Raw genomic sequence first — 25006 nt, forward strand, 5'->3', positions numbered from 1 at the left:
CACCACCAAATCACCGATAATGGTCGGTGCTTATCGCGTCCATAGATGATGTGCAGTAGGCTTCTGTTATCGCAAATGTAACGGAGGTTTTATGCAGAAATTTAAGCTTCACACAATTGAGTCGGCTCCTGATGGTAGTAAGCAAATCCTGCAAGCTGCGCAAGACAACATGGGCATGATCCCTAATCTGTTCGCGGTGATGGCGACTTCACCTCAGCTGCTAGAGGGCTACCAAACACTTGATGGTCTGTTCCAAAAGTCTGGTTTTGATAAGAACGAATTAACGGTCGTTTGGCAGACCATCAATGTCTATCACGACTGTCATTATTGCGTACCTGCGCATACTGCCATTGCTAAGCAAATGGGTGCGGATGATGCAATTACCACCCAAATCAAAGCCGGTGAGTCACTTGATGACGACAAACTGCAAGCGTTACGAACCTTTACCGAACGGATGTTGGATGCACGCGGCGCCGTAAATCAAGACGACTTTAAAGCTTTTGCCGAGGCGGGTTACGAACCAAAGCATGTATTGGCAGTGATCCTAGGTATTGCGCAAAAGACCATGAGTAATTACACCAACCATGTCGCTGAAACGCCAATCGATAACGCGTTTCAAGACTTTGCCTGAGGTGGTTATGACGACAGCAACTGATTTAACCAAAAAGTTGGCACTGAGCCTACTCGCGCTGCGGGTTGGTATTTTTATTGTGATGTTCGTGTGGGCGCTCGATAAGTTTGTGAATCCTGGGCATACCGCCGCAGTGTTTGAGAACTTTTACGGGATTGGCGATCTGTCCGCTCCCCTTGCTGCCGTGCTCGGTGGTTTACAGATTGCTCTATGCGTGGCATTTGTTTTAGGCCTTTGGAAAACCATCACCTACGGACTTATATTTGTCTTACATGGCGTCTCAACGCTGTCGTCAATGCCGCAATACGTTGATGCGTTTAATAATTTATTGTTTTTTGCTGCATGGCCGATGTGGGCAGCTTGCTTTGCTTTGTTTTACCTGCGCAGCTACGACCGCTACACCCTTGGTGCAGCTAAGCAGAGTTAATCGTCGCTGGTGAGTGGTCCTTTACATAGGGTGCATTCGCCATCATTTGCGGACGAGCCTTCCACGTAGCGCATGCGGTGGGAGGCTTTGTCACGGTTGGCACTAAATTGATAGCTCTGCTGGCGCACCTGTGGTTTTTGCGCGATGAACTGACACACTGCCCCGACGCCGTTATGGCGATCGCCCTCATGGATGTCGCGTTCGGTTTCTTGACTCACTTGTAGCTCAAAGCTCTTAAATACTTTTTCGAGCTCGGCTTTGCTGAGCATTAAATCGGCGCTATCAGGACCGCCTGTGCCACGTCCGATCTGAGCGGGCGTATATCCCTCAACCAAGAAAAAACCGCCGGGCTTGAGACTTGCTAAAACTTGTTCGTAGAGGTGCGCTCGGCCTTGGCTTGGCAGGTGACAAAAAATCGCAACAACACCATCGTAGTGTGCTTTGGGTAACTCAACTTGAGTTAGGTCGACCACTTCAGTTTGAATAGAGACGCCGCGCTGCGCAGCGAGCTTTTCAGCCTTGGCTAGGCCTACTGCCGAAATATCCATGGCACAGACTTGAGCACCTAGCTCAGCCAAATAAACTGAATTACGACCTTCGCCGTCGGCAACACACAACACATGTGCGGTTTCTCTGCCAGCTAATAAATCTGTTGCGTGTTCGACTAAAAAGTCGTTTGGTGTCGTACCGTAAACGTATTCGTCAGTGTTATAGCGGTCGTCCCATGGATGTGTCATTGGCAGTTGATTCCTTAGCTAACTGAGAGGCTTTTGGGCAAATCGGTTGGTAGCTTTGATACCAAGCGATAAAGTTGTCAGCACTTAATGGCTTCGAGTATAAATAACCCTGCCCATAATCACACCCGAGTTGTTGCAAGTAGTCAAGGTTCGCTTGGGTTTCGATGCCTTCTGCCAAAGATTTAATGCCCATTTTTTGCGCTAGGACGATAGCGGCCGACACAATATAACTAGCGCCTTTATCTTCCGGCAAATAACGCACAAAGACCTGGTCAATTTTGAGTAGTGAGATAGGTAGCTTATATAGATACTGCAGCGACGAGTACCCGGTACCGAAGTCATCAATCGATACAGTGATTTTGGCTTCCGTCAACTTCAATAACTCGGCAACCACCTCGTCGATATCCTCGATCAAGGTTCCTTCAGTGATTTCCAGTTCAATACGCTCGCCGGGGACATCGAATTCTTTCAGCAGCTCGAACAACATTTGTGCGAAGCCGGGCTGCAAAATGTCATGCCCAGAGACGTTAATAGCGACTTGTAGGTCGATACCACTGGCGCGCCACTTGCTAACTTGTTGAATCACTTCACGCAATACAAACTCACTTATTTTCAGAATTAAGGTGCTATGTTCCGCATTGGGGATAAACTCATCAGGACTCACCCAGCCACGTACCGGATGTTGCCAGCGTATCAGTGCTTCGACGCCATAAACCTTCCCATCAGCAAGCGCAACTTTGGGTTGGTAATGCATGGTAAATTCACCACGTTTAAGACCGTCAGTCACATCCGCCATTAACGCCAATTGCGATGCGATGCTTTCACTGACTTCTTGGGTATAAACAAAAGCATCCGACATTTTGTCATTGGCGCGCGCAATGGCAATTTCGGCGTGCTGCAGTATCGCTTGCGGGTCGCTCTCATGGTTGTCAATAAGCACCCCGCCAAGATGTCGATTTACATATACCGATAAGCTTTGAAAGTTCGCGTTTTCTGGAAGTGTTTGCAGACAGGCTTGCATTAATCTATCAACGTCGGCGGGCTTGGTTCCGGGAAACAAAGCCGCGAGCTGGCCACCATGGATGCGAAAAACCTCAGGTTGATGGTTTGGCATCTCGTGCAGTTGCCGCGCGTAACCGTCGATAATGGCGTCAATCACGGAAAAACCAAATGCCGAGCGCAACGCCATGCCATTGTCGATACTCAGAGTCACTAACAGATAACAACAGGCGTCGGGGTCTTGCTTACGGCTCGCTAAAATGGCTTCCAGACGTTCCAACAGGCCTTCCGATTGGGCAGTTTACTGACGGGATCGCGACGCGCAAATTGTTTCAAGCGTTGAATGTAGCGTCGACTGGTATCGCTCGACAGACCAGCGAGTACACCTACGGCAAGAAAATAGAAAGTACGATGCACCCAGTTGATAGTGTCCTGCATCTCCATCGTTGCTGTGTTGATCGGCATCCACGGACCGAGTGCCAGGCCGCCAGCAAGAGCGATAATCATCCCTCCTTTGTAGCCGAACACAATCCCTGCAATCGCAATCGGGATATACCTGGAGTGGGAATAAACGTACTTAATGCCGCCAGTAAACCAAACTAGTGCAGTAACACCAGCCACAGCAGCCATTAGTGCGGTCACCAGCAGGAGCCGTTGCGGTTGTGTGTAGTTGCGAAAAAGGTAATTACCGAGATTCACAGTGAATGCCCAAGTTGCTCAATAATTAAGGTTTAGGTGTTCACTGTGAATTTGTCGAGACAAAACTGTTAATTAGATGTTTTTATTTGCAAAGTCATCTGCGCTATGGCGTTCACGCACTTGTTCAGTTTCATCGCCCCAACTACGGTTGACGATGCGCCCACGACGTACCGCCGGTCGCGCCCCGACTTCATCAATCCAGCGTCGAACGTTGCTGTACTGCTCGGTTTGCAAAAATTCAGCTGCATTATAGGCTTCGTTGTTGGCAACCGCGCTATACCAAGGCCAAATGGCCATATCGGCAATGGTGTACTGATCGCCAGCGATAAAACGATGTTGCGCTAACTGTTTGTCGAGCACGTCAAATTGGCGCTTCACTTCAAGTGCATAGCGGTTAATCGGGTATTCGTATTTTTCTGGCGCGTAGGCATAAAAATGACCAAAGCCGCCGCCCAAGAATGGTGCCGCCCCCATCTGCCAGAACAACCAATTAAGCGTTTCGGTGCGGCCCGCGTGATCAGACGGCAAAAACGCATCAAACTTTTCTGCTAGATAAAGCAATATCGAGCCCGATTCGAATACTCGAGTCGGTGGATTGGTACTACGATCAAGGAGTGCTGGTATTTTCGAATTCGGGTTGATGGCAACAAAATCGCTGCCAAATTGATCACCCTCGCCAATATTGATCAAGAAAGCGTCGTATTCGGCATCTTTGTAGCCGAGCTCTAATAATTCTTCGAACATAATCGTGGCTTTCACGCCATTGGGCGTCGCCAGAGAGTAGAGTTGAAACGGATGTTCACCAACAGGTAGTTGCCGTTCATGCGTTGCTCCCGCCGTTGGCCGATTAATATTGGCGAACTTGCCGCCATTGGTTTTATCCCATTGCCAAACGCGTGGAGGTGTATAGCTTTTGTCTGTCATGTTGAACTCCCATAAAAAAATCCGCACTTCGTCAGTATAACGAAGTGCGGATGATTAAGGTTTAATTCAACCGTACAGTAAAATTAGAAGCTGTACTGCACGTTGAAGAACGCCTGACGACCTAGTTGGTCATATTGCGAGTACAACATCGCGTTACCCACCACAGAAGCTGCCGCTGGGCTACCCAAAGGTGGCTTCTTGTCAAACACGTTAGCAACACCAAGCGTTACATCGATATTGTTTTCAAACGACTTTGATACAGATGCTGTGTGGTAGAACGTGGTCGGCGCATCCGCAACAAAGGTCACGTCTTGGCCGCGGTAAGTAGTTGAGCTACCGTTCACGTACTCACCATAGTTGCTCACTTGACCCACATAACGCATGGCCCAGGTGTAGCTCCAATCGTCACGCTCAAGCATGGCGGTTAAGGTACCGCTGTGACGCGGGTTACCCAAAAGACCGATGTATTGTTGCGCAACGCTGTCTTCGAACTGCTTGTACGAACGCTCGATTTGAATGGTGTGGTCTAAACGCACACGCACCATACCTACTGGGGTATCGTCGTTGTAGCTTGCAACAACGTCAACACCGCGAATGTACTGGCTAGCTACGTTCACATAACCACCGAATACGTCGATGATATTGTAGTTACCATTAGTACCATCGTTACGAGTAAAACGGTCACAGAACGGTTCAGTTTCGAAGTTCTCTGAGGTGTAACACAGGTTCAGAATGTCTACGCCAGTAATGTCGTCAACTTGGTTGTCGATGCGCACTGTGTAGTAATCCACTGAGCTGGCGAAACGACCTTCAGGGCTGGTCCAGACGATACCAATGCCTTCTGATACCGAAGTTTCTGCTTTCAAAGTACCTGCGCCACCACCGGTGTAAGCAGTACCTGAACCAAAGTCTTCAGTGTAGTCACCTGGAATGCCGTCAGCTTGACAGTTTTGCAGCACAGTTGGGTTGATGGTGCCCTGCTCTTGACGCTCGGCCCAGTTGAAACATGGATCGCTGCGCTGGTCAAAGAACGCAGTTTGGTCGCCCAAGTACAGTTCGAACAACGCTGGTGAACGGAACGAAGTACCACGTGAAGCACGTACACGTAGGTCATCAGTGATGGCCCAGTTGGCGCCAATCTTGAAGGTGGTGTCGTTGCCGTAAGTGTTAACATCGGTCCAACGCGCAGAAGCGGTCAGGTCAAATGAACGTACACCAGGCAGATCGCGCAATACTGGGATTTGGAACTCACCGTAAACCGCACGGGTGATTTGCTTACCAGCGGTAATACCAGCGCTGGTCATGCCCCATGAATTACCAGCAAGTGTGGTGGCTCCCGGAGTATCAACGATTTCATCAGACTGATAGGCGATACCGATTGCGGTTGCAACAACGCCTGCTGGTACTTCAAACAGATCACCGGTGATGTAAGCATCAACCGAGTCTTGTTTGTAAATGGTTTTACCTAATTCAGTGCCGAATAAGAAGTCACGGGTACCTTGGTCGAAGTTACCACGCACGTATTCTGGATCGAAGAAGTCGATGGCGTAACACTCACGACCTGAAATAGGCGTTAATTCACCTTCACAAGCACCGCCGGTAACGGCGCCAGCAGCCATTTCAAGAGCATCTTGATAGATGATCTTGGTCTGGTAAGTACCGCTGCTTAAACTGCGCTGCCATGACACATCCCAGTTCCAGAAGCCGATAGAACCTTCGAGACCTAATACACCGCGGGTGTATTCGATGTCAGTTACACTGCCTGAATGGTCAGTAACTGCAGTTGGGTCGAGGTAGACATAACCGTCCCAGCCGTCAACATAGCCCTGCCATGCAGGAATGAAGGGTTCCCAGAACTGGCGGTAGCTGTTGATAGTGGTTTCACGGCGGCTGTGTAAAAACTCGCTGTAGAAGCTTACCGAGTCGGTCAAGTCATAGTCGGCTTGGCCGTAAATTGACCACGCTTCAGTGCGTGGAATCATACTTTGCAAATCTTGGAACGGATGGTCGGCATCGAGCCAGCCGTCTGACTCACGGTCAAAGCCAACCGGATACCAGCCTTCAGGCGCGGCGATGTCACCTTCGTTAACCGGCGTATAGGTTGGCAACCCTGCCGCTGCACGCCAGCCATCATAGTCGTAGTTTTGAATGCGCGCGATATAGTTATCAGCGCCGGCATTCCATAACCACATGCCGTATGGCAAGTCGTTACAGTGGTAGTCGCCCGTACGCGGGTCGATTGGATCAGCGCGCTCACCAGTCACTTCATCGAAGTAATAACGCTGTTCACAGGCGAAGTGTTCGCGATCGCCACGAGCCATCTCTTCTTGTAAACGGTAGTCAGCTACTAAACGGAATGAGCCACGATCAAATGCTTGGCCATAGGTACCGTTAACACGGTAGTTCTCACCGCCTGATTCAGTCGGCACGTTACCGCTTACGTTAATCGCTGACTCATCACCACGCTTGGTGATGATGTTGATAACACCGGCGACGGCGTCAGAACCGTACAATGACGATGCGCCGTCTTTTAGGATTTCAACACGTTCAACCGCTGATACAGGAATAGCGTTCATATCGAATGCGGCGACCTGACCACGAGTACCTGCAGGTCCTGCACGACGACCGTTTAACAATACGAGGGTACGGTTAGCACCTAAACCACGCATTGAAATCGATTCGTTACCGGCACCACCAGCGGTGACACTACCTACTGACATGGCTGACGTCAGCTGGTTCGAGCCTGACGCGACAGTAGAGGTACGGAGCAATTCACCAAGCGTATTCAAACCTTGGTCAACAGCTACTTCGGTAGAAATAATTTCGAGTGGCGTGGCATTATCAAGGCCATCGGTACGAATACGTGAACCGACAACGGTGACACGCTCTGCTTGTTCTTTGATTTCTTCTGCGTCGTCTTCATCAGACATGTCTTGCGCGAGAGCGCCGGTTGAGAACAACGTTGATGCTGCTCCAAACGCCAAAGCCAGACGGACTGATTTGGCGATGTGAGTATTTTTCATCATCTCTCCAAAAACTGCTTAATATTGGTTTGTTTTAAAGGCGGGAAAAGATATTTCGATGCCTCATAAGGCTGTCAATCCCCTTTTTTGCAAAGGGACCTAAAAAATGACAGCGCGGCAGAATAGCGGAATCTTTAAACAAAAGACAAGGCGTGCGCGTTGAATGTCGGTTATTTTCGATAGAAATGATTTTTATGAGGAGTGACAAATGCTTAGCGTACAAAAAACGACCAGCTCAAGAGTTGAGCGGGTCGTTTAAAAAGTGACTAGATGTGAAGCTTAGTTTTGCACTTCAATGTCGTTTTCGACGGATTTCACACCTTCAATGCCTTCTGCGATTTGCGCTGCAAGGTCGGCAATGTCATCTGACGCTACGACGCCACTCAGCACAACGTTGCCATCAATGGTTTCAACATTGATGTTCATCGCATCAATTTGATTCGCCTCGACCAGCGCCGCTTTAACGCGTCCAGTGATGGCTGCGTCACTCAAGAATTCACCTGCTTCACCGGCGGCAGCTTTGGTTTCATCCCAAGCACTGTCGGCAGCATCTTTAGTTTCATCCCATGCTTCGCCAGCAGCGTCTTTGGTTTCGTCCCAAGCATCGCCACTCGCGTCTGCTGCATCATTCGCCGCGTCTTGCGTCTCGTCTGCTGCGTCCTCTGCAGCGTCTTCAGCTTGCTGCATGGTTTCCTCAGCAGATTCCTCTGCTTGCTCACGTTCAGACGGACTGCACGCCGCCACAGTTAGAGTTGATAAAAAAGCTAACAACGCTAAACGATTCATGTTCTTCATACGAAATAACCCCCTGTTTTTGCAATTAACTTCCGCCATTAAGGGTAGCTTTAAATTGTAAATTTGCGAGTTTATTTACGAGAGTTTTGCGTTCACTCTGAACTGTGCGAAAGTAAAAGCCTTGTAGAATAGTGTGGCAAAGAGGGGAAAAATGGCACTTTTAGGTAATATTCTTTGGTTTGTCTTCGGTGGCTTTGTTATGGGCCTTGGTTGGTGGCTCGCTGGCTTGATCGCGCTTATTTCTATTATTGGTATTCCGTGGGCCAAGGCTTGCTTTGTCATCGGTCGCTTTGCTTTTTTCCCGTTTGGCTATGAAGCCATGAGTCGCCGTGATTTAAATTTAAAAGGTGATATTGGTACCAGTGCTTTCGGTACCCTTGGCAATATCCTGTGGTTGATCTTTTTTGGTTGGTGGTTGGCGATTGGTCATATAATGGCAGCAATAGGTCTGTTTATTATTATTATCGGTATTCCCTTTGGTATTCAGCATTTAAAATTGGCGGTGATGGCACTGTTTCCAATTGGCCAAACCATTGTACCGAAAGACATGGCGCAGGCAGCACGGCAGCGAAATGCACAAGCCTATTTTGACAATCTTAAAAACAAATAATAAGCGAGACGCACTATGACGTGGATGATTTATGGAGCTTACGGGTATACCGGCGAGCTCGTCGCTCAATATGCGAAAGAGCGTGGCAAACAGCCGTTGCTCGCAGGGCGCAATGAAACGAAACTAAAAGCGGTTGCAGACCGCCTTGAGTTGCCTTATCGCGTGGTTGATTTAAATGACAAGCAAGGCTTAACGGCGGCATTAAAGGATGTCGAGTTGGTGGTGCATTGTGCTGGGCCTTTCGAAGTTACTGCGCAACCGATGATTGATGCTTGCTTGCAAACGCAAACCCATTACCTTGATATCACCGGTGAGTTGGCGGTCTTCGAGTTGGCTCACAGCCACGACGCGGAGGCGAAGAAGGCCGGTGTGGTGCTCTGCCCCGGTGTTGGCTTCGACGTCATCCCAACGGATTGCGTTGCGGCGCAATTGAAACAAAAGTTACCCGATGCGACCGCCTTGAAGTTGGGCTTTGAGTCGTTGTCGCGCATGAGCCGCGGTACCGCGAAAACCAGTGTACGACGCTTGGGCGAAGGTGGCGCTGTGCGTCGCAGTGGCACTATTGTGAATGTCCCCTTGGCATACCGGACCCAACGCGTTGATTTTGGCAACGGTGAAAAGCTAGCGATGACCATCCCTTGGGGCGATGTCTCAACGGCGTTTTACACTACTGGAATTCCTGATATTGAAGTTTATATTCCAGCGTCACCGAATTTGGTAAAGCGCTTAAAGCGAATGAATTATTTCCGTTGGCTACTGCGTTTTAATTGGGTCAAAAACATGCTTGAAAAGAAAATTGAGCAACAACCCGCAGGACCAAATGAAGAGCAGCTCGAAAAGGCAATTACCTATGTTTGGGGCGAGGCACGCAACGCCGAGGGTAAAGTTGTGACCGTACGCGAGAAAGTGATGAACGGGTATAAACTCACTAGTCGTGGCGCGGTTGATGTGGCGCTCCATGTCATCAGCAATAAACCCGAGGGTGGTTATTTTACCCCGGCAAATTTATGCGGTGCTGAGCTTATTGATCGTTACCGTATCAAAGATTAAGTGGAGTTAGCGATGTCTCGTATCAGCTTTGGGTTTGTAGTACTTGTTAGTCTGCTCGCGGCGCCAGTATTTGCGCAGGCAACCGAGCGTCCGAATGAAGAGGGGCTTACGACCGAGGAGTTTACTCGCGAAGACCTGGTCAGTCGGTTTTGGGAACTGGACGAAGAGCATAAACGCGGTATTTTCCAATTACGCACCTACAAGCCGAATTTTATTTTGCCGGTGCATCATACGTCATCGATTAATACGCAACCGAACTCACCAACGCGAGGCCCTTCGGACCCGCTGGAGAGTTACAAAACGAATGAAGTGAAGCTACAGATTTCGTTACGCACCAAGATTTGGGAAGACTTGCTGTTGCCTAACGCTGATTTGTGGGTGTCCTATACGCAAACCTCGCTCTGGCAAGCATGGAACTCTGACGAATCTTCGCCGTTTCGCAGTACCAACTACAATCCAGATGTGTTTTACATCATGCCTTGGTTTGAGGAGTTCGATCCTATTCCAGGCCCCGCAGAAATACGCTTCGCGAAGGTCGGCTTTGCCCATGAATCGAATGGACAAACCAAGCCCGACTCGCGCAGTTGGAACTACTTTCACTTTGGTGGCGCCATACAGTGGGGCGACGTGCTCTGGGAAACAACCTGGAAACAACGTGTCAATGAAACTGGTGATGATGACGACAACCCTGATCTGGTGCGCTTTCGCGGCAACTTCGAAAACCGTTTTTCGTGGGTGGCAAACTTAAGCACTTTTACATTAACCCGGGTGACGCGCGAGCTGTCTTGGGACCGTGGTTCATGGCAGTTAGACTTTACCCACCCAGTGAACAGCAACAAGCCCGACGGTTTGCGCTTTTACGTGCAGTTTTTCTCGGGCTATGGCGAGACCTTGTTAGATTATAATCACCGCCAAAACCGCATCGGCATTGGCTTTTTGTTACTCAATATTTAAGGCGCTCGAATGGCAGACAACTACTTGCTGAAACTGTATCACAAGACCTTGCGCTACCCTTTTGGGCGGCAACTGTTCTCGGCAATGTTTGCGCGCAAGGCTCCCTATTTTCGCAGTATCAAACCCTTGATCACGGAACTGCAGCCGAACTTCTGCGAATTGCGGTTTAACAAGCGCAAAGCGGTTGAGAACCATATAGGTACTGTGCATGCAATTGCGCTGTGTAATGGGCTTGAAATGGCGATGGGTGCGCTTGCTGAGGTAACGATTCCCAAGCATCTGCGCTGGATTCCTAAGGGAATGACGGTAAACTACACCGCCAAAGCAGATAGTGACATTCGTATTACTGCCGAAACACCAGCAGCAGCTTGGCAACCCGGTGACCTCGCCGTGCACGTAAAAGGTTATCGAGCCGATGGCACCGTGGTGATCGAAGGGACGATTACTATCTATATTTCAGCGAAGCCGAACAAGGATTAAGTCAATGAGTCAATTACCAGCCTGCCCCAAATGCGAATCGCCTTATACCTATGAAGACGGCGCCATGCTGGTATGTCCCGAATGCGCGCATGAGTGGTCGTTAAATGAACCTGCGGATGCTGCGGCAAAAGTCTATCGTGATGCCAACGGCAATGAGCTGCAAGACGGTGATACGGTTACGGTTATCAAAGATCTGAAAGTTAAAGGTTCATCTTTAGTGGTGAAAGTTGGAACTAAGGTGAAAAATATTCGCTTAACTGACGAAGGCGATCACGATATCGATTGTAAAATCGATGGCATCGGACCGATGAAACTCAAAACCGAATTCGTTAAGAAGGCCTAATCGAGTAATTCGAGGAGATGCTTTTCGATAGCGAAGACGTGATCATCATGTTCTTGCAAGTCTCGTAACGATGCGGCAAGTTTAAGCAAATACTCACTGTTGGGGCCGCTGGGCCCCTTTGATCGTGCAATGTGCTGGGCTATTTCTTGTTCGCTGGTAGGCCCTAAATAGGCTTCGTTATCTGGTCCGGCGACGTACACCAAACCTTCTACTGAACCGCTCCTATCAAGCCACTCAAACTCAGTGAAAAAGCGCAAATAGCCGTTTTTCTCGCGGTGATCGAGGTGTTCGAACACATCGGTGGTGACTTCGTACGCCATGCCGGCGCAAATAGCATCTGGTGCTTCAATAAGCGTTGCCACTCGCCCCGGAGCTTCAGGTGTGCCGCGATGATCGTGCGAGCCCTGCCAAAAACGCCGTTGCCAGCCATGAATCCGTGCGGGGCGCCGCTGCAAATAGGGAAAGTCGGTTTTATAAATCAGCGAGCCATAGCCAAACAACCAAACTGAATCCAAATGGTCCAATGGCTGGCGCTGCTGATTAACTAAAGTGGTATCGTGTGACATGCCTGTATGGTACCAAAATCACTACCGACTTGCATAAATAAGACAACGGCTTAGCTACGCAAATCTTCCAGAATTCTGCTATACCTGATCGAGCGCTATTCACGTATAGGACAGCTATGCTCTCAATCGCTCACGGGCTCGGTAAAGTTGCCATCGGTTGCATCGGTGCGCTGCTGCTTTTGGCGGTTCCGGTGTCGGCACAAACCGTCGTTCGCGTTGGCGTTTACGATAATCCGCCGAAACTGACTGTCGATGAAAACAATCAAATTTCTGGGATCTTCGGCGAAATTATGCTGGAAATCGCCGAACGTGAAGGTTGGCAGCTTAAACCTGTACGTTGTGAATGGAGTCAGTGCTTGGCGCTGTTGCAGCGTGGTGATATCGATTTAATGCCTGATGTTGCGCGCACCGATGCGCGTGACCGTGACTTTTTGTTTCATCAAGTGCCAGTGCTGCATAGTTGGTCACAGCTTTATACCCTCAACACCCCAAATCTTACCAGTTTGCTTGATCTCGATGGCTTGCGTGTTGCGGTCTTGCGCGACTCTGTGCAACGCGACTACTTGCGCAACATGGTCGATAATTTTGGGATTAATGTGCGCTTTATCGAGGTGGGTTCCTTCGATGAAGGTTTCGCCGCAGTGTTGGCGACGCGCGCCGATGTGGTGGCGGTCAATCATTTGTATGGCGAACAACGCTCACGCGAGCTGGGAATGACCGCAACACCCGTCATGTTTCAGCCAAGTCGTTTGTTTATCGCTGGCGCACCGAATGGCCAGACTCGAGAATTATTAAAAAGACTAGACCGTTGGCTGGCAGACTGGCGTGCCGATCCCGCTTCACCTTACCAACAGATTATGAAAAAGTGGGGCGTCTACGCGCCTGATAAACAAACGGAATTAGCGGTCTGGCTGTTACCATCGCTCATAACATTGTTGTTATTGGCGATTTTAGGTGTCGCAACGTTGCGCGCACAGGTCAAGAAGAAGTCGCGCGCACTGCACGAAACAGAGCAACGATCGAACATTATTCTTAACTCGGTAGAAGCCTACATTTTCGTTAAAGACGTTGACCTTAAATATCGCTACGCCAACAAGCACGTGTGTGATTTGTTCGGTATCTCGCTTACATCTATCGTCGGTAAATCTGATTTTGATCTGTTTGATGAAGCTACTGCGGAGAAAATTCGAGAGAATGATATTCGCGTTATTGAACGCGGTGAGCGCGTCGTCGATGAAGAAACCAATCGTTTAGTGAATGGCAAGGAGCGTCAGTTTTTATCCGTCAAGATCCCATTGCGTGATGCCGATGATGCGATTTATGGGCTCTGTGGTATATCGACGGACATTACCGAACATTTACAGGTACAAGAGCAACTCAATCAGTTAGCGTACTACGATGCGATTACCGGATTGGCCAATCGCAAGTTACTGATGCAGCAACTGGAGCATGCGGTGGCCAGCTCCCGCCGAACCGGCTACGAAGGCGCTGTACTTGCTATCGATTTGATTGATTTCACCCTCATCAACGATAGTCTTGGCCATGCGGTGGGCGATAAGTTACTGCGCACTATCGCAGAACGAATACAGAGTCGGATTGATGAGACCGATTGCGCCGCGCGTCTAGGCTCAGACGATTTTGTCGTGGTTCTAGAAGACTTAGGACGTGACCGCAACGAAGCGATACTCGCCGCTCGCCGCTTAGCTACTGAAATAATCCAGTTTATTGCGCAACCGCTCGATTTGGGTGCACGCGTACACAGCACGGCAGCTTGCATTGGTATAAGTATGTTTTCCGATACCGACTTAGGTGCTGGTGAATTGATCAAAAATGCAGACTTGGCGCTGACTGAAGCAAAAACCCAAGGGGCGAATAGCGTACGGTTATTTAATCCGGACATGCAAATTTCTATCAGTCGCCGTTTACATCTTGAATCGGCGTTACGACGGGCAATTGACGAGCGAAAATTTGAGCTCTATTTACAACCCCAAGTCGATGCAGCCCAACAGATTACCGGTGGTGAATTATTGCTGCGTTGGCATAATCAAGAGTTTGGTCAGGTTCCACCGAATGAATTCATTCCTGTCGCAGAGAGTAGCGGCCTAATTGTGCCGCTCGGCAATTGGGTGATCGAGCAGGCGTGTATGGCTTTACAACAGTGGTCGCGGCATCCACAACTACGGGAGTTACAGTTAGCCATAAATATTAGTCCACGCCAGTTTCGGCAGTCGCAGTTTGTCGATTACGTTGCTGAGTGCCTCAAGCGCTATCAGGTCCCGGTCGGCAAATTGGAGCTGGAAATCACTGAGAACATGCTGATCGAGAATGTTGAACTCACCATCGAGCGGATGTCGCGTTTAGGGCGTCTCGGCGTGCGCTTCTCTTTAGATGATTTTGGCACCGGTTATGCCTCGCTCGCCTATTTGAAACGCTTACCCATTTATCAGCTCAAAATCGATCAATCTTTTGTGCGCGACGTGCTGACCGACAGTAACGATGCGGTTATCATCGAAACCATTGTCGGGCTTGGTGATAGCCTTAGCTTAGAAGTCATTGCCGAAGGGGTGGAAACGGCAGCGCAAGCACACGCTTTAGGTGAGCTTGGCTGCAACAAATTCCAAGGATTCTATTTCGGGCGGCCGCAACCGATTGCCACCTGGGTAGAGCAGTTCGAGCGTTCGCTCACAGTATCGACCACAAGCGACTAGTTCGCTTGTGGTAGTTGCCCTTGCCAACTGTCGGGTAACAACGCCAACAAGCGTTGCCGCAACGGATGCCAATACACGGACAACATCAGCAAACCAGAACCGACCACCAAGCCAATAATTGCGGTACTCACATCAACCAAGCCAACACTATCCAAATAGGCGGCGAATACGTAAATAACGTAAGAAAGCGCTGATACCATCAAGGCGCGTCGGTCAATAATCAGCGAGGTAATGGCCAGCAACGCGTACAACGCGATGGTAATTAGCGCCAGACCCATGCCAATGCCACTGTCAGCGAGTGTGCTAAAAATTGGATGAACGAGTAACGGCGCTGCTAACAGATGGAGCCAGAAAGCGATGTCCGCGCGTTGGGTGCGGCGTTCACGATCACTGCGGTCCCAGCGCAAGGCAAGCAAAAATACCACGATGCCCGCGACAAACAGTAAGCCTTTTATCAGCTCAGGCGAGAACGGAAAGATTGCCGCAATAGCCGAGATAATCACCCCAATAGCCGTTGCGGTGAGCACGGCAACGGTGATCGGCACATGAAAGCGAAACCAATGCGCAATTGCGACCAAGGTTGCGGTAGCAAAAGCCAGCAGTGGCACCATGGCAGATTCTGGATTGGCGTCGAAAAAGCTGGTCATAATGCTACCAAACACACTGCCAGTACAGGCAAATAGCAGCACGATTGAAGGTAAGGCCATACGTCGTTTAAGGGTAAAATATTCGGCCAATAACCAGCTTCCGGCCGCTACCAAAAATCCGCCAAGCAGCGGATGCACTAGATTGCCTAGCGTCCATAACGCTGCCAGTGACAACACTGCAGCTATCACCACAAAAATATCGTTAAAGCTGGTCACTAAGCGAAAGTGTTCTTCATCTTGCAGCACCGTTTTACGTTGATGCTCGACAAATTCACGAAAAGCATCCGCGGTCGACCCAGGCATTACGCCTTGCTTGACTGCGTTACTGAGATCATCATCACTGTACATGGGCGTTATCCTCGCCTACGGGAGTCTGTTGCTAAACGGTTTCCCTAGTCCTAACTATTGTCGAAATCGCGCCTAAGTAAAGCGACGAAGCGTTACAAACTGTTTCTTTTACATCCAGCGGCGGTGTTGTTGACCGATTTCGCTCACCCAGTCGAGCTGCAATTGTTGCGCTTGCTCAGTGGGTAAGTAGCGAATCGATTCCGCGCCAGCGGCGGTGTAAAGGAGTAGATGAGAGAAGCCCAACAACCTTAGCCATGGACCTTGCACCACGTCGATTTGCTGCACTTTGTGACGCGGGTACCAGTTTTCGTTACGGCTGAAAATACCGCGCTTAACCACAAACCATTGTTCTCTGGGAGTTGTGCTGCTGGTCACAAAGCTGTAGCCGTAGTTGCGCCAGCTCAGCACCACCAAGGTTTGAATGATAAGCCACAGTGCCACGCTACCAAGCAGTCCCCAAACGCCGGTTTCCGCGGCAAAATAAAGTATTGCTGCAACGATTGGAAACAGTACCGCAAGCCATAGGCTTGGCCCGAGTAACGCGAGATTGGACAAGCGTTGCCAGTGCACTTGCCCAGCTTCCGGTAAGCGTAAGCGACCACGAAACTCGTGCAGAAAGCTGTCATCTACCACAGGTAAATGAAACTGTTGACCACCGGCTTGACCGCCCGCTTGTGCAGTGACTGGGCGCAACTGGCTAACTCTGACACTTGCGCGTTTGAGTAAGCGGGCACGCAAGTTACGGCGTACAAAAACAGCCTGCAACTTAGGATAACGAAAACTTAAGGTACGAATCGACAAGGCACCGGAGCGGGCTTGAAAGCGATCGCCATGCAGGGTCAGAGTTAGGTCATGATAGGTCAGCAGGCTGACCACAATCGCCGCGACAAAGAGCAGTGCCAGTACCCCCACCACAGCAGCTGCGGTGAGTAACCATGCCTGCTCGGTATTGAGCCATCCCAGGTTAGCTTCAACCCAAGGCACCACATAGTCTTCGAGTAAATCAAGTTGCGACAGCGGATACGCCAACACAGCGAGCAATACGAATAATTTGTTATCGATGATGCCGGCGCGAATAATCTCGCTGGTCGGAAAGCTTTTTTGTAAATCTACTTCAGGCTCGGACGAGCTACTTGCTTGCTCAGTTGCTGGCTTGATGGTTTGCGCTAACATGCGCTGGCGCAATTCGGTCGCGAGGGCCATGGTAAGCCCCGGGATCTGCACCTCTTTGCCAGCGGCACCGGCACTGTCAACGCTTAAAATCGTGAGTTTGAATGGCCGAAAATACCAAGCTTCATGGACCTCGGCCTGTTGAATGCGCTCATATTTGAGGGTTAAATGCTGTCGATTAAAAACGCCGCTACGTACGTGCACGGCGTCGTCGTCAATCGCATATAAAAAGAAACGCTGGTTCAGAATGGCACTGACAATCACCCAGAGTACATAAACACTGACCAAGGCTATCGGGATCCAAATGGAGTTCTTACCACCGACAAAAATCGCCGCGAACACCGGCACTAGGTTGGAAAAATTGCTGACCAGCTGTTTCAGCTGCTTCAACAAGAAAAACGCAATGGTGATGAGTGGTGTGCGTTGCCAGTTTAACTCAGCCATGGGTCGTTGCGTCCGCTTCGTCCGGCTCAGAAACAATCGTGGTCAACAATTCAGCCTTGAGTTGCATCGCCAATTCGGGCTCGAGTCCTGGAATAGTCAAGTCAGCTCCACCGCTACCGGCGGTGTACATGGCCAAACGCGCAATCTTAAACAGTCGTTCCAGCGCCGATTGCTTAAACTCAACATGTTGAATGCGGTTCAACGGCACTGCGCGGATTTTACGAAACAGTGCTCCACGCTTTAAATGCATACCCTCGTTGCTGCGCGCCCAAGCAGTGAATTGAAAGCGTCGGGCCGCAAAGAATAGGCTGAAAAATAAAGTGAAAGCTAGCCAAATCACGGCGGCTACCCATATCGGCACCACTTCTTGTGGATAGATGCCAGTGGCATAGCCAATGCCGATAAGCACTGCAAAAAATAGCATGGTAAGGAGTGAGCGTACCTGCAAATAAGTGCGATAGCGGCGTTCAGGAGCTTGCCAAGCAATAGCCATCTGATCAGTTCCCTGCTTGAATTCGTAAAAAGAATCACCATTAAACTAGATACACACGCAAAATAACAGGAGGAAGCCCATGAAAATTTTGATGGTTTTGACGTCGCACGACCAATTAGGTGATAGCGGACATAAAACCGGATTCTGGGCCGAAGAATTTGCAGCACCTTATTATCTGTTCAAAGATGCTGGCGCCGAGATTACATTAGCATCGCCCAACGGTGGTCAACCTCCGATTGACCCTAATAGTGAACAAGCTGATGCGCAAACCAACGCAACGGTGCGTTTATACGAAGATGAAGATGCTATGGGACAGCTTGCTACCACGTTAAAGCTGACCGAAGTCAATGCGGATGATTTCGATGCCATTTTCTATCCCGGTGGCCATGGTCCGTTATGGGACTTGGTCAATAATGAATTGTCGTTGCAGTTGATTGAAAAATTCTGGCGCCAAGGTAAGCCTGTAGCAGCAGTCTGCCATGCTCCGGCAGTGTTAGTGAATGCCAAAGATCAGCACGGCGAAAGCTTAGTGAAAGGCCGCAAAGTTAGTGGCTTCACCAATAGTGAAGAAGCGGCTGTCGGACTCACTGAAGTGGTACCTTTCTTACTCGAAGACAAGCTGAAAAGTTTGGGTGCCGACTACCAGAAAGTCGATGACTGGGCACCACTGGCAGTGGTCGATGGCCAGTTAATCACCGGCCAAAACCCAGCATCTTCCGAGAAAGTCGCGCGCGAATTACTTACCAAGCTAAGTTAAAGCGTACGCCTGCTTGTAGTTCGCGCCCGACACCTGGTTCAAAGGCGCGACCACTCCCCTGATTCACCACAACCGAGCCGACGTAATCACGATCGGTAAGGTTGTGGATTTTTAGCCACGGTGCGATTTGCCATTGGTCCCACTGCAGTTGTTGTTGCCATGCAAGGTGCCACAGTACATGTGAGGGCGCAAACACTTCATTGGCATCGTTAGCGGCAACCTCACCGCGATATTCGCTTACCAACTGCACGCGCTGTTGTGCGCTTGGTAACCACTGTAACTGCCAATACGCTTGTTGTTTCGCAACCCCTGGCAGGCGTGCTCCGTTACTATAGGTCGCATCGGTATAAGTGGCACTGAAACGCGAAAGCCATTGCTCACTTAGCTCACCTTGAAAGGCAAACTCAACCCCACGGCGCGCCGTTTGTTCAGCATTGATATAAGTCGTGCGGCCATCGTTGTTTTGGTCGACGACGATTTCATTTGCCGTGTCGATGTGGAAGTAAGTCAATTCACCCTGCCATTGCGCGAGTTGCCATTTCGCCCCGATCTCCCATTGCTGGTTGGTCGCTGGGCCAAGGTCAGTATTTAAACCGGTACCGCCATTGCGATACGCAAGCTCAGTCAAGGTCGGCGTTTCAAAGCCATTGCCACGGCTAGCGTAGAGCGACCACGAGTCGCTCAGTGCATAACTGACGCCGAGCATCCAGCTCCACTGCTGCATAGTGGCAGCACCGCTGTCGTCGGGGTTCTCAGGAATGACAAAATAATCGTCAACGGCAAACTCGCTGCGTTGATAGCGCGCACCACTTAGTAACTGCCACTGTTCATCCAGCTGCCATTGCACCAGACCATAGGCCGATTGAGTTTGCACTTGTCCATCATCATTGCGACGCACCTCGCCCCGCTCACCAAAGTCATTGACGTAGCCGAAGCGGCGGTCATTTTGTTCTGCGAGCTGCAGACCTGAGCTGAACGTGACGTCAGGCAATGCGGTTAACCTAACATGGTAGTTCGCATCAAGACCGGTGAAATCACGGCGCAAATCAATCACTGCACCATCACCGTTCAGGTCGCTGCCGGGAAATGGCAAATATTGCTCAACATCGCGCCAACCACGCCATGCAGTTACGTCAACAGCACCGTTGTCGAATTGGTGCTCAAGACTTGCCGATGCTTGTTGGTGATGAATGCTTTTACGCGTATTGAAGGTAAATGCGCGTTCAACCGTTTGCGTTGGATCTTCACGCCACGCCGTCGGTGTTAACGAGCTAGGATCCTGCAACAGCGGTGCATTGTTATTGTCAAAACGCACCACCAACCGCGTGTCGGGTGTTAGCTGCGAATACCAACGTGCTGCCACCTGATGGCGCTCAGCACTATTATGCGGCCGTGGACCGTCGGTACTAAACGTAGCTGCAGCAAAACGTAGCGCTTGATCGCTGGCGACCCAATCTTGCTGCACGAAGGCACGGCGTAAGTCATTGGCGCCACCGATTAGCTCGACTTGTGTCGCGGTTTGGTTTGGAGTGCGGCTGCGCCAATGGATGACACCGCCAGCTGCATTGCCATAAATCGCTGCCAAAGGTCCGCGGATCACCTGCACATTGTCAGCTTCATCCAGCAAAATACTCGAGGTTTGTGCTTGTCCGTCAGGCATGCTCAACGGTACGCCGTCAAGACGCAACAACACGCCGCGCACCCCAAAGGCTGAGCGTGCACCGAAACCGCGCAAAGTGATGCGCGTGTCTTGGGCATAGTTGGCGCGCGAATCGCTCTGGACCCCGGCGATACCAGCAAGTAATTCTGCGGCATCAATGCGTGGTCCCGGTAATTGTGCGTCGGTGTCGAGATTGGTGACTGCGGCGGGTGTTGAACGTGCCGCGACATCTCGTGTCGCGGTAATTTCAATGCGTTCAACATTAGCGTCCATACTGACGCTTGCCATGACGGCAAGCGCCAACTGCGATGGGAGTAACATAGGCTTAATCGTCGGCGTTGCTGATGCGAATGAACTGACCGTTGCGGTCATCGGTAATAACGTAAATTGCGCCGTCAGGACCTTGCTCAATATCGCGAATACGACCGCTAATCGCTTCAGCAAATAAAGTCTCTTCGTGCATTACACGGTCGCCCTCAAGATCTAAACGCGCCACTTGCGAGCCTTTGAGTGCGCCAACGAGTAAGTCGCCTTGCCACGCAGGGAATTCGCTTCCGGTGTAGAAAATCATGTTTGAGGTGGCAATTGAGGGCACCCAGTAATAATGCGGCTGCACTGTACCTTCAACATGGGTTTTGTCGCTGATGATACTGCCATCGTAATCAACGCCGTAGGTGGCTACCGGCCAGCCGTAGTTAGCACCAGCCTCAGGAATATTGATTTCGTCACCACCCTTTGGCCCATGCTCTACGGTCCACAGTTTGCCGGTGTCAGGATGAATCGCCGCGCCCTGCACATTACGGTGGCCATAAGACCAAATTTCCGGCAATGCATCATCTTGACCGACAAAAGGATTATCTTCTGGTACTGAGCCGTCAGGCCAAATACGCACGACTTTACCGTGGTGATTATCAAGGGTTTGTGCATCATCCATGGCTGAATAACGATCACCTAAGGTCACAAACAAATAACCCTCTGGCGAGAACACGAGACGCGAACCAAAGTGTGCCCCACTCTCATATTTTGGCGCGCCACGGAAAATCACTTCAACCTCTTGCAGGTTATTGCCAACCAACTTACCACGCGCAACAGCGGTACTATTACCCGGACCACCGGCAGGATCGGCTTCTGAATAGCTTAAATAAACATACTCATTTTCGGCAAAGTTCGGATCGAGCGCGACGTCAAGCAGGCCACCTTGGCTTTTATAAACAACTTCTGGAACACCGCTGATCGGAGTGCTAATGACACCATCGGTACCCACGCGACGAAGGGTTCCTGACTTTTCTGTGATCAGTGCATCACCGTTAGGTAGAAAGGCGAGGCCCCATGGAAAGTTAAGCCCTTCAGCAACGGTGGTGATTTCAGCTTGGTGACGCTCAGTGGTTACTTCTTCAGCATTCGCAGTTGTGGCGAAAGCTAAACCGCAAGCGGCGGCAACGAGAGAGATTTTCAAAGTGTGGTGCAACATAACAGTGCTCCTTGTGAAAAATGTCTACTTAATATAGTCAAAACTCGGATTTGGATGACTTTTTTGCGACTTACTTACTGCAACGTGCGTTCAGGTAACAAATTCGCGATGATTTCCGCCAATTTGCGGAACGTCTGCCGGCGGTTCGTAGTTGGGCGATAGACTAAGCCGATATCGCGGGCCGCTTGCTGCCCTTTCGGTTGCAGGGCGACGAGATCAGTCCCATTAAGAATGCCACGGTCAACAGCCATTTGTGGAATAAAGGTCGCGCCGAGACCAGCGTCCGCCATTTGCACCAAGCTGTGAAGGCTGGTGGCGGTAAACGGATTGATTTTGCTTGAGTCAGCAAGCTCACAGGCGGCCACTGCATGACCGGTCAAACAGTGCTCTTTTTCGAGCAAGAAAATCGATTGGTCAGGCAACTGATTGTACTCAACCGGTTCACTCAAGTTTTCCGCAAGCGTTTTGTGCATGACTAATTTAAACGGGTCACGCCCCAGCATGTAACTCTGATTGCCTTGCAAATCCATCGGCAGCGCCAGAATCAACACGTCCAGTTCGCCATTGCGCAACAGATTCAACAGCGTAGCGGTGGTGTCTTCACGGATCTGGAGGTGTAACAAAGGGTGGTGCTGATGCACAAATTTGGTCAGGTCACCCAGCAAAAAGGGCGCGATCGTTGGAATGCAGCCCAAGCGCAATGGGCCCTCCATGGTTTTGCCTTGGCTTTGCGCAAAGTGCAGCAGATCTTCAGTTTCGGTAATGATGTTACGCGCTTGCTGCACGATTTCTTCACCAATACCGGTAAACAAAAACGATTTATGGTCGCGCTCAATGAGCTGGCACCCCAGTTGCTCTTCCAGATTTTGGATGCCGCTACTCAAGGTCGACTGACTCACATGGCAGGCCTGTGCCGCGCGGTTGAAGTTCTGGTGCTCATGCAACGCAAGTAGATAACTTAAATTTTTGAGACTAGGTAGCTTACTCATCACATCTCCACACTGGGAAAAGGTTTAATCACATTTTCCGATTACTATAATCCGTTTTATTCGTTTTCACAAATCAATCGAACCACCTATTATGCTTCTCGTACCGCGGAGGCACCGACGAAGCCTCCACAGTTAAACCTTAATGAGGAGAGAGTTTATGTTAACAGTAGGCGATAAATTACCAGAGTTTTCTGTAGTAGCGGCGAAGCCAGGCTTCAACATGCCAGAAGAAAACGGTGAAAGCGCGTTTGAAACCATCACCAACGAAAGCTTCGCTGGTAAGTGGAAAATCATTTTCTTCTATCCAAAAGATTTCACTTTCGTGTGCCCAACTGAAATTGTTGAGTTTGCGAAATTGAACGAAGAATTCGCTGACCGTGACGCAGTCGTATTAGGCGGCAGCACCGACAATGAATTCGTAAAGTTGGCATGGCGTCGTGAGCACCCAGACCTGAAAAGCTTGAACCAGTACTCATTCGCTGACAACGGTTCATTAGTAGATGGTTTAGGTGTACGTGACAAAGCAGAAAACGTTGCACTGCGCGCAACTTTCGTTGTCGACCCACACGGCGTGATTCAACACGTGTCAGTCAACAACTTGAACGTAGGTCGTAACCCAGCAGAAATCCTGCGTATTTTGGACGGCTTACAAACGGACGAACTGTGCCCATGTAACCGCGCAGTGGGTGGCGATACCCTGTAAGCGACATCATTTCCCCCACATTGAATGATGTCACTTTGAGTGCCGCTTCGGCGGCACTTTTTTAACAGACTGTTAAACCGAGGAATTTATGAGCATTGCAGATTACAAACAAGGCTTGGGCGAACACGGTAAAGATACCAAACTGAACTTGTCGAGCATCTTCGGCAATGTTGAGACCTCTGGTATGACCCCGACCCAGTTTTACGGTACCGCGTTGTCACTTGTATATTCAATTGGCGACGATGAACTGACCGCAGCAGTGACCGCTGAAGCGGAAGGTAAGATTGAAGAAAACGTTGTTGGCGCAGCCAAACTAGCTGCCACGTTAATGGCCATGAACAACGTCTATTATCGCTTTTTGCACCTGAGCAGCGACAAACAGTTCAGCAAAATGCCAGCAGGCTTGCGCATGAACGGCATGGCTAATCCAGGCGTAGATAAAGCAGATTTCGAATTATACTCACTCGCTGTTTCTGCACTAAACGGCTGTGGTATGTGCATCGACTCGCACGTCGGTGTGTTGTTGAAACACGATATTTCAGCACAAGTGATTCAACATTCAATCAAAATGGCAGCCGTGCTAAATGCTGCCGCAACCGCCCGCCGAATCGGTTAAAAAATATTCGGCAAACGTCACATGTTTGTCACAGTCGTACGGTAGATTACCCATCGACTTCCCTGAGATCTGGTTGTTATAACCCCTTTAGCCCGGCTACACGCCGGGCTTTTTTTTGGTTATTCGTTACTCGTTATTCGTTAATCGATAAGGCGGGTAGCCCGTACTTCTAGTACGGGTTAAACTCTCGTTTCAAGACATGTCGGGAAACCTATGGAATTAATACTGCCATCAGCAAAGTACCAAGCCAGCTATTGCACTTACATCGCCGAATTAGGCGACGAAGAACGCTATCCGTTCCCGCTCGATTTTGAGCATCACGACTTCGGTGCGATGCTGGCGCGTATCGAAGCCTTCCGCCAAGGCCAGTACTTGCCTGAGGGCTACGCAGCTAGCACAACTTATTGGTTAATTGACCAAGAAGAACTCATTGGTGTGAGCAACCTGCGACATTATCTGACGCCACAAATTGAACACGCCGGCGGTCACATCGGTTTAGGTGTTCGCCCCAGTCACCGCGGAAAAGGCCTCGGTAAGCATTTGTTGCAATTGACGTTAGAGCAAGCGCAGCAACGCGGTATGCGCGAAATACACATTCACTGCGAAAAAAATAACGCAGCATCTGCCGCGATAATCACCGCCAACGGCGGCCAACTGCACTCAGAAATCAACGATGCAGCGCACAATGCCACTATCCAACGCTACCGCATCCACCTTGCCCTATCTTCAAGCACTAACTAAGCTTTCCCTTACGAATAACGA

The 25006-nt window shown here is 50.0% G+C and carries 25 protein-coding genes; 12 read left to right on the forward strand and 13 right to left on the reverse strand.

Annotation, left to right across the window (positions count from 1 at the left end; genetic code table 11):
* The first annotated feature begins 91 nt into the window (after positions 1 to 91).
* Both IDAT_RS11155 and IDAT_RS11160 read left to right on the forward strand, forming a co-directional pair.
* Positions 92 to 631 carry a carboxymuconolactone decarboxylase family protein gene (locus tag IDAT_RS11155; RefSeq protein ID WP_034733638.1) on the forward strand — a complete coding sequence of 180 codons (540 nt, stop codon included), beginning with the start codon at positions 92 to 94 and terminating at the stop codon, positions 629 to 631.
* Between the two features lie 7 nt (positions 632 to 638).
* Positions 639 to 1058 (forward strand): hypothetical protein, encoded by a 420-nt coding sequence (locus IDAT_RS11160; protein WP_034733640.1) that lies wholly within the window; start codon positions 639 to 641, stop codon positions 1056 to 1058.
* Here IDAT_RS11160 and IDAT_RS11165 read toward each other — a convergent pair.
* The 6 genes from IDAT_RS11165 to IDAT_RS13045 form a co-directional block, all read right to left on the reverse strand.
* Complete coding sequence (locus IDAT_RS11165) at positions 1055 to 1795, reverse strand: SAM-dependent methyltransferase (RefSeq protein ID WP_081909830.1); 741 nt, start codon at positions 1793 to 1795, stop codon at positions 1055 to 1057. The two genes, IDAT_RS11160 and IDAT_RS11165, sit on opposite strands and share 4 nt — an antisense overlap.
* Positions 1767 to 3074, reverse strand: a complete 1308-nt coding sequence (locus IDAT_RS11170) for a putative bifunctional diguanylate cyclase/phosphodiesterase (RefSeq protein ID WP_051986758.1) — start codon at positions 3072 to 3074, stop codon at positions 1767 to 1769. Before IDAT_RS11170 ends, IDAT_RS11165 begins: the two co-directional genes overlap by 29 nt.
* The gene (locus IDAT_RS13040; RefSeq protein ID WP_156099523.1) at positions 3050 to 3436 is read right to left on the reverse strand and encodes a hypothetical protein; all 387 of its coding nucleotides are present in this window, start codon (positions 3434 to 3436) and stop codon (positions 3050 to 3052) included. The genes IDAT_RS11170 and IDAT_RS13040 overlap by 25 nt, the downstream gene beginning before the upstream one ends.
* A gap of 129 nt (positions 3437 to 3565) precedes the next feature.
* Positions 3566 to 4417, reverse strand: a complete 852-nt coding sequence (gene yghU, locus IDAT_RS11175) for a glutathione-dependent disulfide-bond oxidoreductase (RefSeq protein WP_034733642.1) — start codon at positions 4415 to 4417, stop codon at positions 3566 to 3568.
* An 83-nt stretch (positions 4418 to 4500) separates the two neighbouring features.
* Positions 4501 to 7443: a TonB-dependent receptor plug domain-containing protein gene (locus tag IDAT_RS11180; RefSeq protein WP_034733645.1), complete on the reverse strand. Its 2943-nt coding sequence runs from the start codon at positions 7441 to 7443 to the stop codon at positions 4501 to 4503.
* 276 nt (positions 7444 to 7719) lie between these two features.
* Positions 7720 to 8235: a BON domain-containing protein gene (locus IDAT_RS13045; RefSeq protein ID WP_051986760.1), complete on the reverse strand. Its 516-nt coding sequence runs from the start codon at positions 8233 to 8235 to the stop codon at positions 7720 to 7722.
* A 151-nt stretch (positions 8236 to 8386) separates the two neighbouring features.
* Here IDAT_RS13045 and IDAT_RS11195 point away from each other — a divergent pair, with 151 nt between their 5' ends.
* From IDAT_RS11195 to IDAT_RS11215, 5 genes are read left to right on the forward strand one after another with little or no spacing between them, the layout of a single operon-like run.
* Positions 8387 to 8845 carry a YccF domain-containing protein gene (locus IDAT_RS11195; RefSeq protein ID WP_034733646.1) on the forward strand — a complete coding sequence of 153 codons (459 nt, stop codon included), beginning with the start codon at positions 8387 to 8389 and terminating at the stop codon, positions 8843 to 8845.
* Positions 8846 to 8860: 15 nt separating this feature from the next.
* Complete coding sequence (locus IDAT_RS11200; protein ID WP_034733648.1) at positions 8861 to 9895, forward strand: saccharopine dehydrogenase family protein; 1035 nt, start codon at positions 8861 to 8863, stop codon at positions 9893 to 9895.
* A 12-nt stretch (positions 9896 to 9907) separates the two neighbouring features.
* Positions 9908 to 10849, forward strand: a complete 942-nt coding sequence (locus tag IDAT_RS11205; RefSeq protein WP_051986761.1) for a phospholipase A — start codon at positions 9908 to 9910, stop codon at positions 10847 to 10849.
* 9 nt (positions 10850 to 10858) lie between these two features.
* Positions 10859 to 11329, forward strand: coding sequence for a hotdog fold domain-containing protein (locus IDAT_RS11210; protein ID WP_034733652.1), 471 nt, complete (start codon positions 10859 to 10861; stop codon positions 11327 to 11329).
* Between the two features lie 4 nt (positions 11330 to 11333).
* On the forward strand, positions 11334 to 11672 hold the full coding sequence (locus tag IDAT_RS11215; protein ID WP_034733655.1) for a zinc ribbon domain-containing protein YjdM: 339 nt from the start codon (positions 11334 to 11336) through the stop codon (positions 11670 to 11672).
* Here IDAT_RS11215 and IDAT_RS11220 read toward each other — a convergent pair.
* Positions 11669 to 12238: a gamma-glutamylcyclotransferase gene (locus IDAT_RS11220; protein ID WP_034733657.1), complete on the reverse strand. Its 570-nt coding sequence runs from the start codon at positions 12236 to 12238 to the stop codon at positions 11669 to 11671. The two genes, IDAT_RS11215 and IDAT_RS11220, sit on opposite strands and share 4 nt — an antisense overlap.
* A gap of 116 nt (positions 12239 to 12354) precedes the next feature.
* Here IDAT_RS11220 and IDAT_RS11225 point away from each other — a divergent pair, with 116 nt between their 5' ends.
* Positions 12355 to 14946, forward strand: coding sequence for an EAL domain-containing protein (locus IDAT_RS11225; RefSeq protein WP_051986763.1), 2592 nt, complete (start codon positions 12355 to 12357; stop codon positions 14944 to 14946).
* On the opposite strand, the gene IDAT_RS11230 is transcribed toward IDAT_RS11225, so the two are convergent.
* From IDAT_RS11230 to IDAT_RS13050, 3 genes are all read right to left on the reverse strand, one after another.
* Positions 14943 to 15941, reverse strand: coding sequence for a hypothetical protein (locus tag IDAT_RS11230; protein ID WP_034733658.1), 999 nt, complete (start codon positions 15939 to 15941; stop codon positions 14943 to 14945). The genes IDAT_RS11225 and IDAT_RS11230 overlap by 4 nt on opposite strands.
* Before the next feature lie 108 nt (positions 15942 to 16049).
* On the reverse strand, positions 16050 to 17555 hold the full coding sequence (locus tag IDAT_RS11235; protein WP_034733661.1) for a PH domain-containing protein: 1506 nt from the start codon (positions 17553 to 17555) through the stop codon (positions 16050 to 16052).
* Positions 17548 to 18048 (reverse strand): PH domain-containing protein, encoded by a 501-nt coding sequence (locus IDAT_RS13050; RefSeq protein WP_051986765.1) that lies wholly within the window; start codon positions 18046 to 18048, stop codon positions 17548 to 17550. The genes IDAT_RS11235 and IDAT_RS13050 overlap by 8 nt, the downstream gene beginning before the upstream one ends.
* A gap of 79 nt (positions 18049 to 18127) precedes the next feature.
* Between IDAT_RS13050 and IDAT_RS11245 the strand changes: the two genes are divergently transcribed.
* Positions 18128 to 18805: a type 1 glutamine amidotransferase domain-containing protein gene (locus IDAT_RS11245; protein WP_034733663.1), complete on the forward strand. Its 678-nt coding sequence runs from the start codon at positions 18128 to 18130 to the stop codon at positions 18803 to 18805.
* Here the strand turns inward: IDAT_RS11245 and IDAT_RS11250 are convergent.
* The 3 genes from IDAT_RS11250 to IDAT_RS11260 form a co-directional block, all read right to left on the reverse strand.
* The gene (locus IDAT_RS11250; RefSeq protein ID WP_244441648.1) at positions 18789 to 20837 is read right to left on the reverse strand and encodes a TonB-dependent receptor family protein; all 2049 of its coding nucleotides are present in this window, start codon (positions 20835 to 20837) and stop codon (positions 18789 to 18791) included. The two genes, IDAT_RS11245 and IDAT_RS11250, sit on opposite strands and share 17 nt — an antisense overlap.
* On the reverse strand, positions 20791 to 21936 hold the full coding sequence (locus IDAT_RS11255) for a PQQ-dependent sugar dehydrogenase (protein ID WP_034733667.1): 1146 nt from the start codon (positions 21934 to 21936) through the stop codon (positions 20791 to 20793). Before IDAT_RS11255 ends, IDAT_RS11250 begins: the two co-directional genes overlap by 47 nt.
* A 74-nt stretch (positions 21937 to 22010) precedes the next feature.
* Positions 22011 to 22925: a hydrogen peroxide-inducible genes activator gene (locus tag IDAT_RS11260; RefSeq protein ID WP_034733670.1), complete on the reverse strand. Its 915-nt coding sequence runs from the start codon at positions 22923 to 22925 to the stop codon at positions 22011 to 22013.
* Between the two features lie 157 nt (positions 22926 to 23082).
* Between IDAT_RS11260 and IDAT_RS11265 the strand changes: the two genes are divergently transcribed.
* The 3 genes from IDAT_RS11265 to IDAT_RS11275 all read left to right on the forward strand — a co-directional run bounded on the left by IDAT_RS11265 (position 23083) and on the right by IDAT_RS11275 (position 24985).
* Complete coding sequence (locus IDAT_RS11265; protein WP_034733673.1) at positions 23083 to 23628, forward strand: peroxiredoxin; 546 nt, start codon at positions 23083 to 23085, stop codon at positions 23626 to 23628.
* 88 nt (positions 23629 to 23716) lie between these two features.
* Complete coding sequence (locus IDAT_RS11270; protein ID WP_034733676.1) at positions 23717 to 24244, forward strand: carboxymuconolactone decarboxylase family protein; 528 nt, start codon at positions 23717 to 23719, stop codon at positions 24242 to 24244.
* A gap of 213 nt (positions 24245 to 24457) precedes the next feature.
* A complete protein-coding gene (locus tag IDAT_RS11275) occupies positions 24458 to 24985 on the forward strand; it encodes a GNAT family N-acetyltransferase (RefSeq protein ID WP_034733678.1) in 528 nt (175 codons plus the stop codon).
* Positions 24986 to 25006 lie beyond the last annotated feature (21 nt).

Source organism: Pseudidiomarina atlantica, from assembly GCF_000753735.1.
In the GTDB taxonomy this organism is placed as follows: domain Bacteria; phylum Pseudomonadota; class Gammaproteobacteria; order Enterobacterales; family Alteromonadaceae; genus Pseudidiomarina; species Pseudidiomarina atlantica.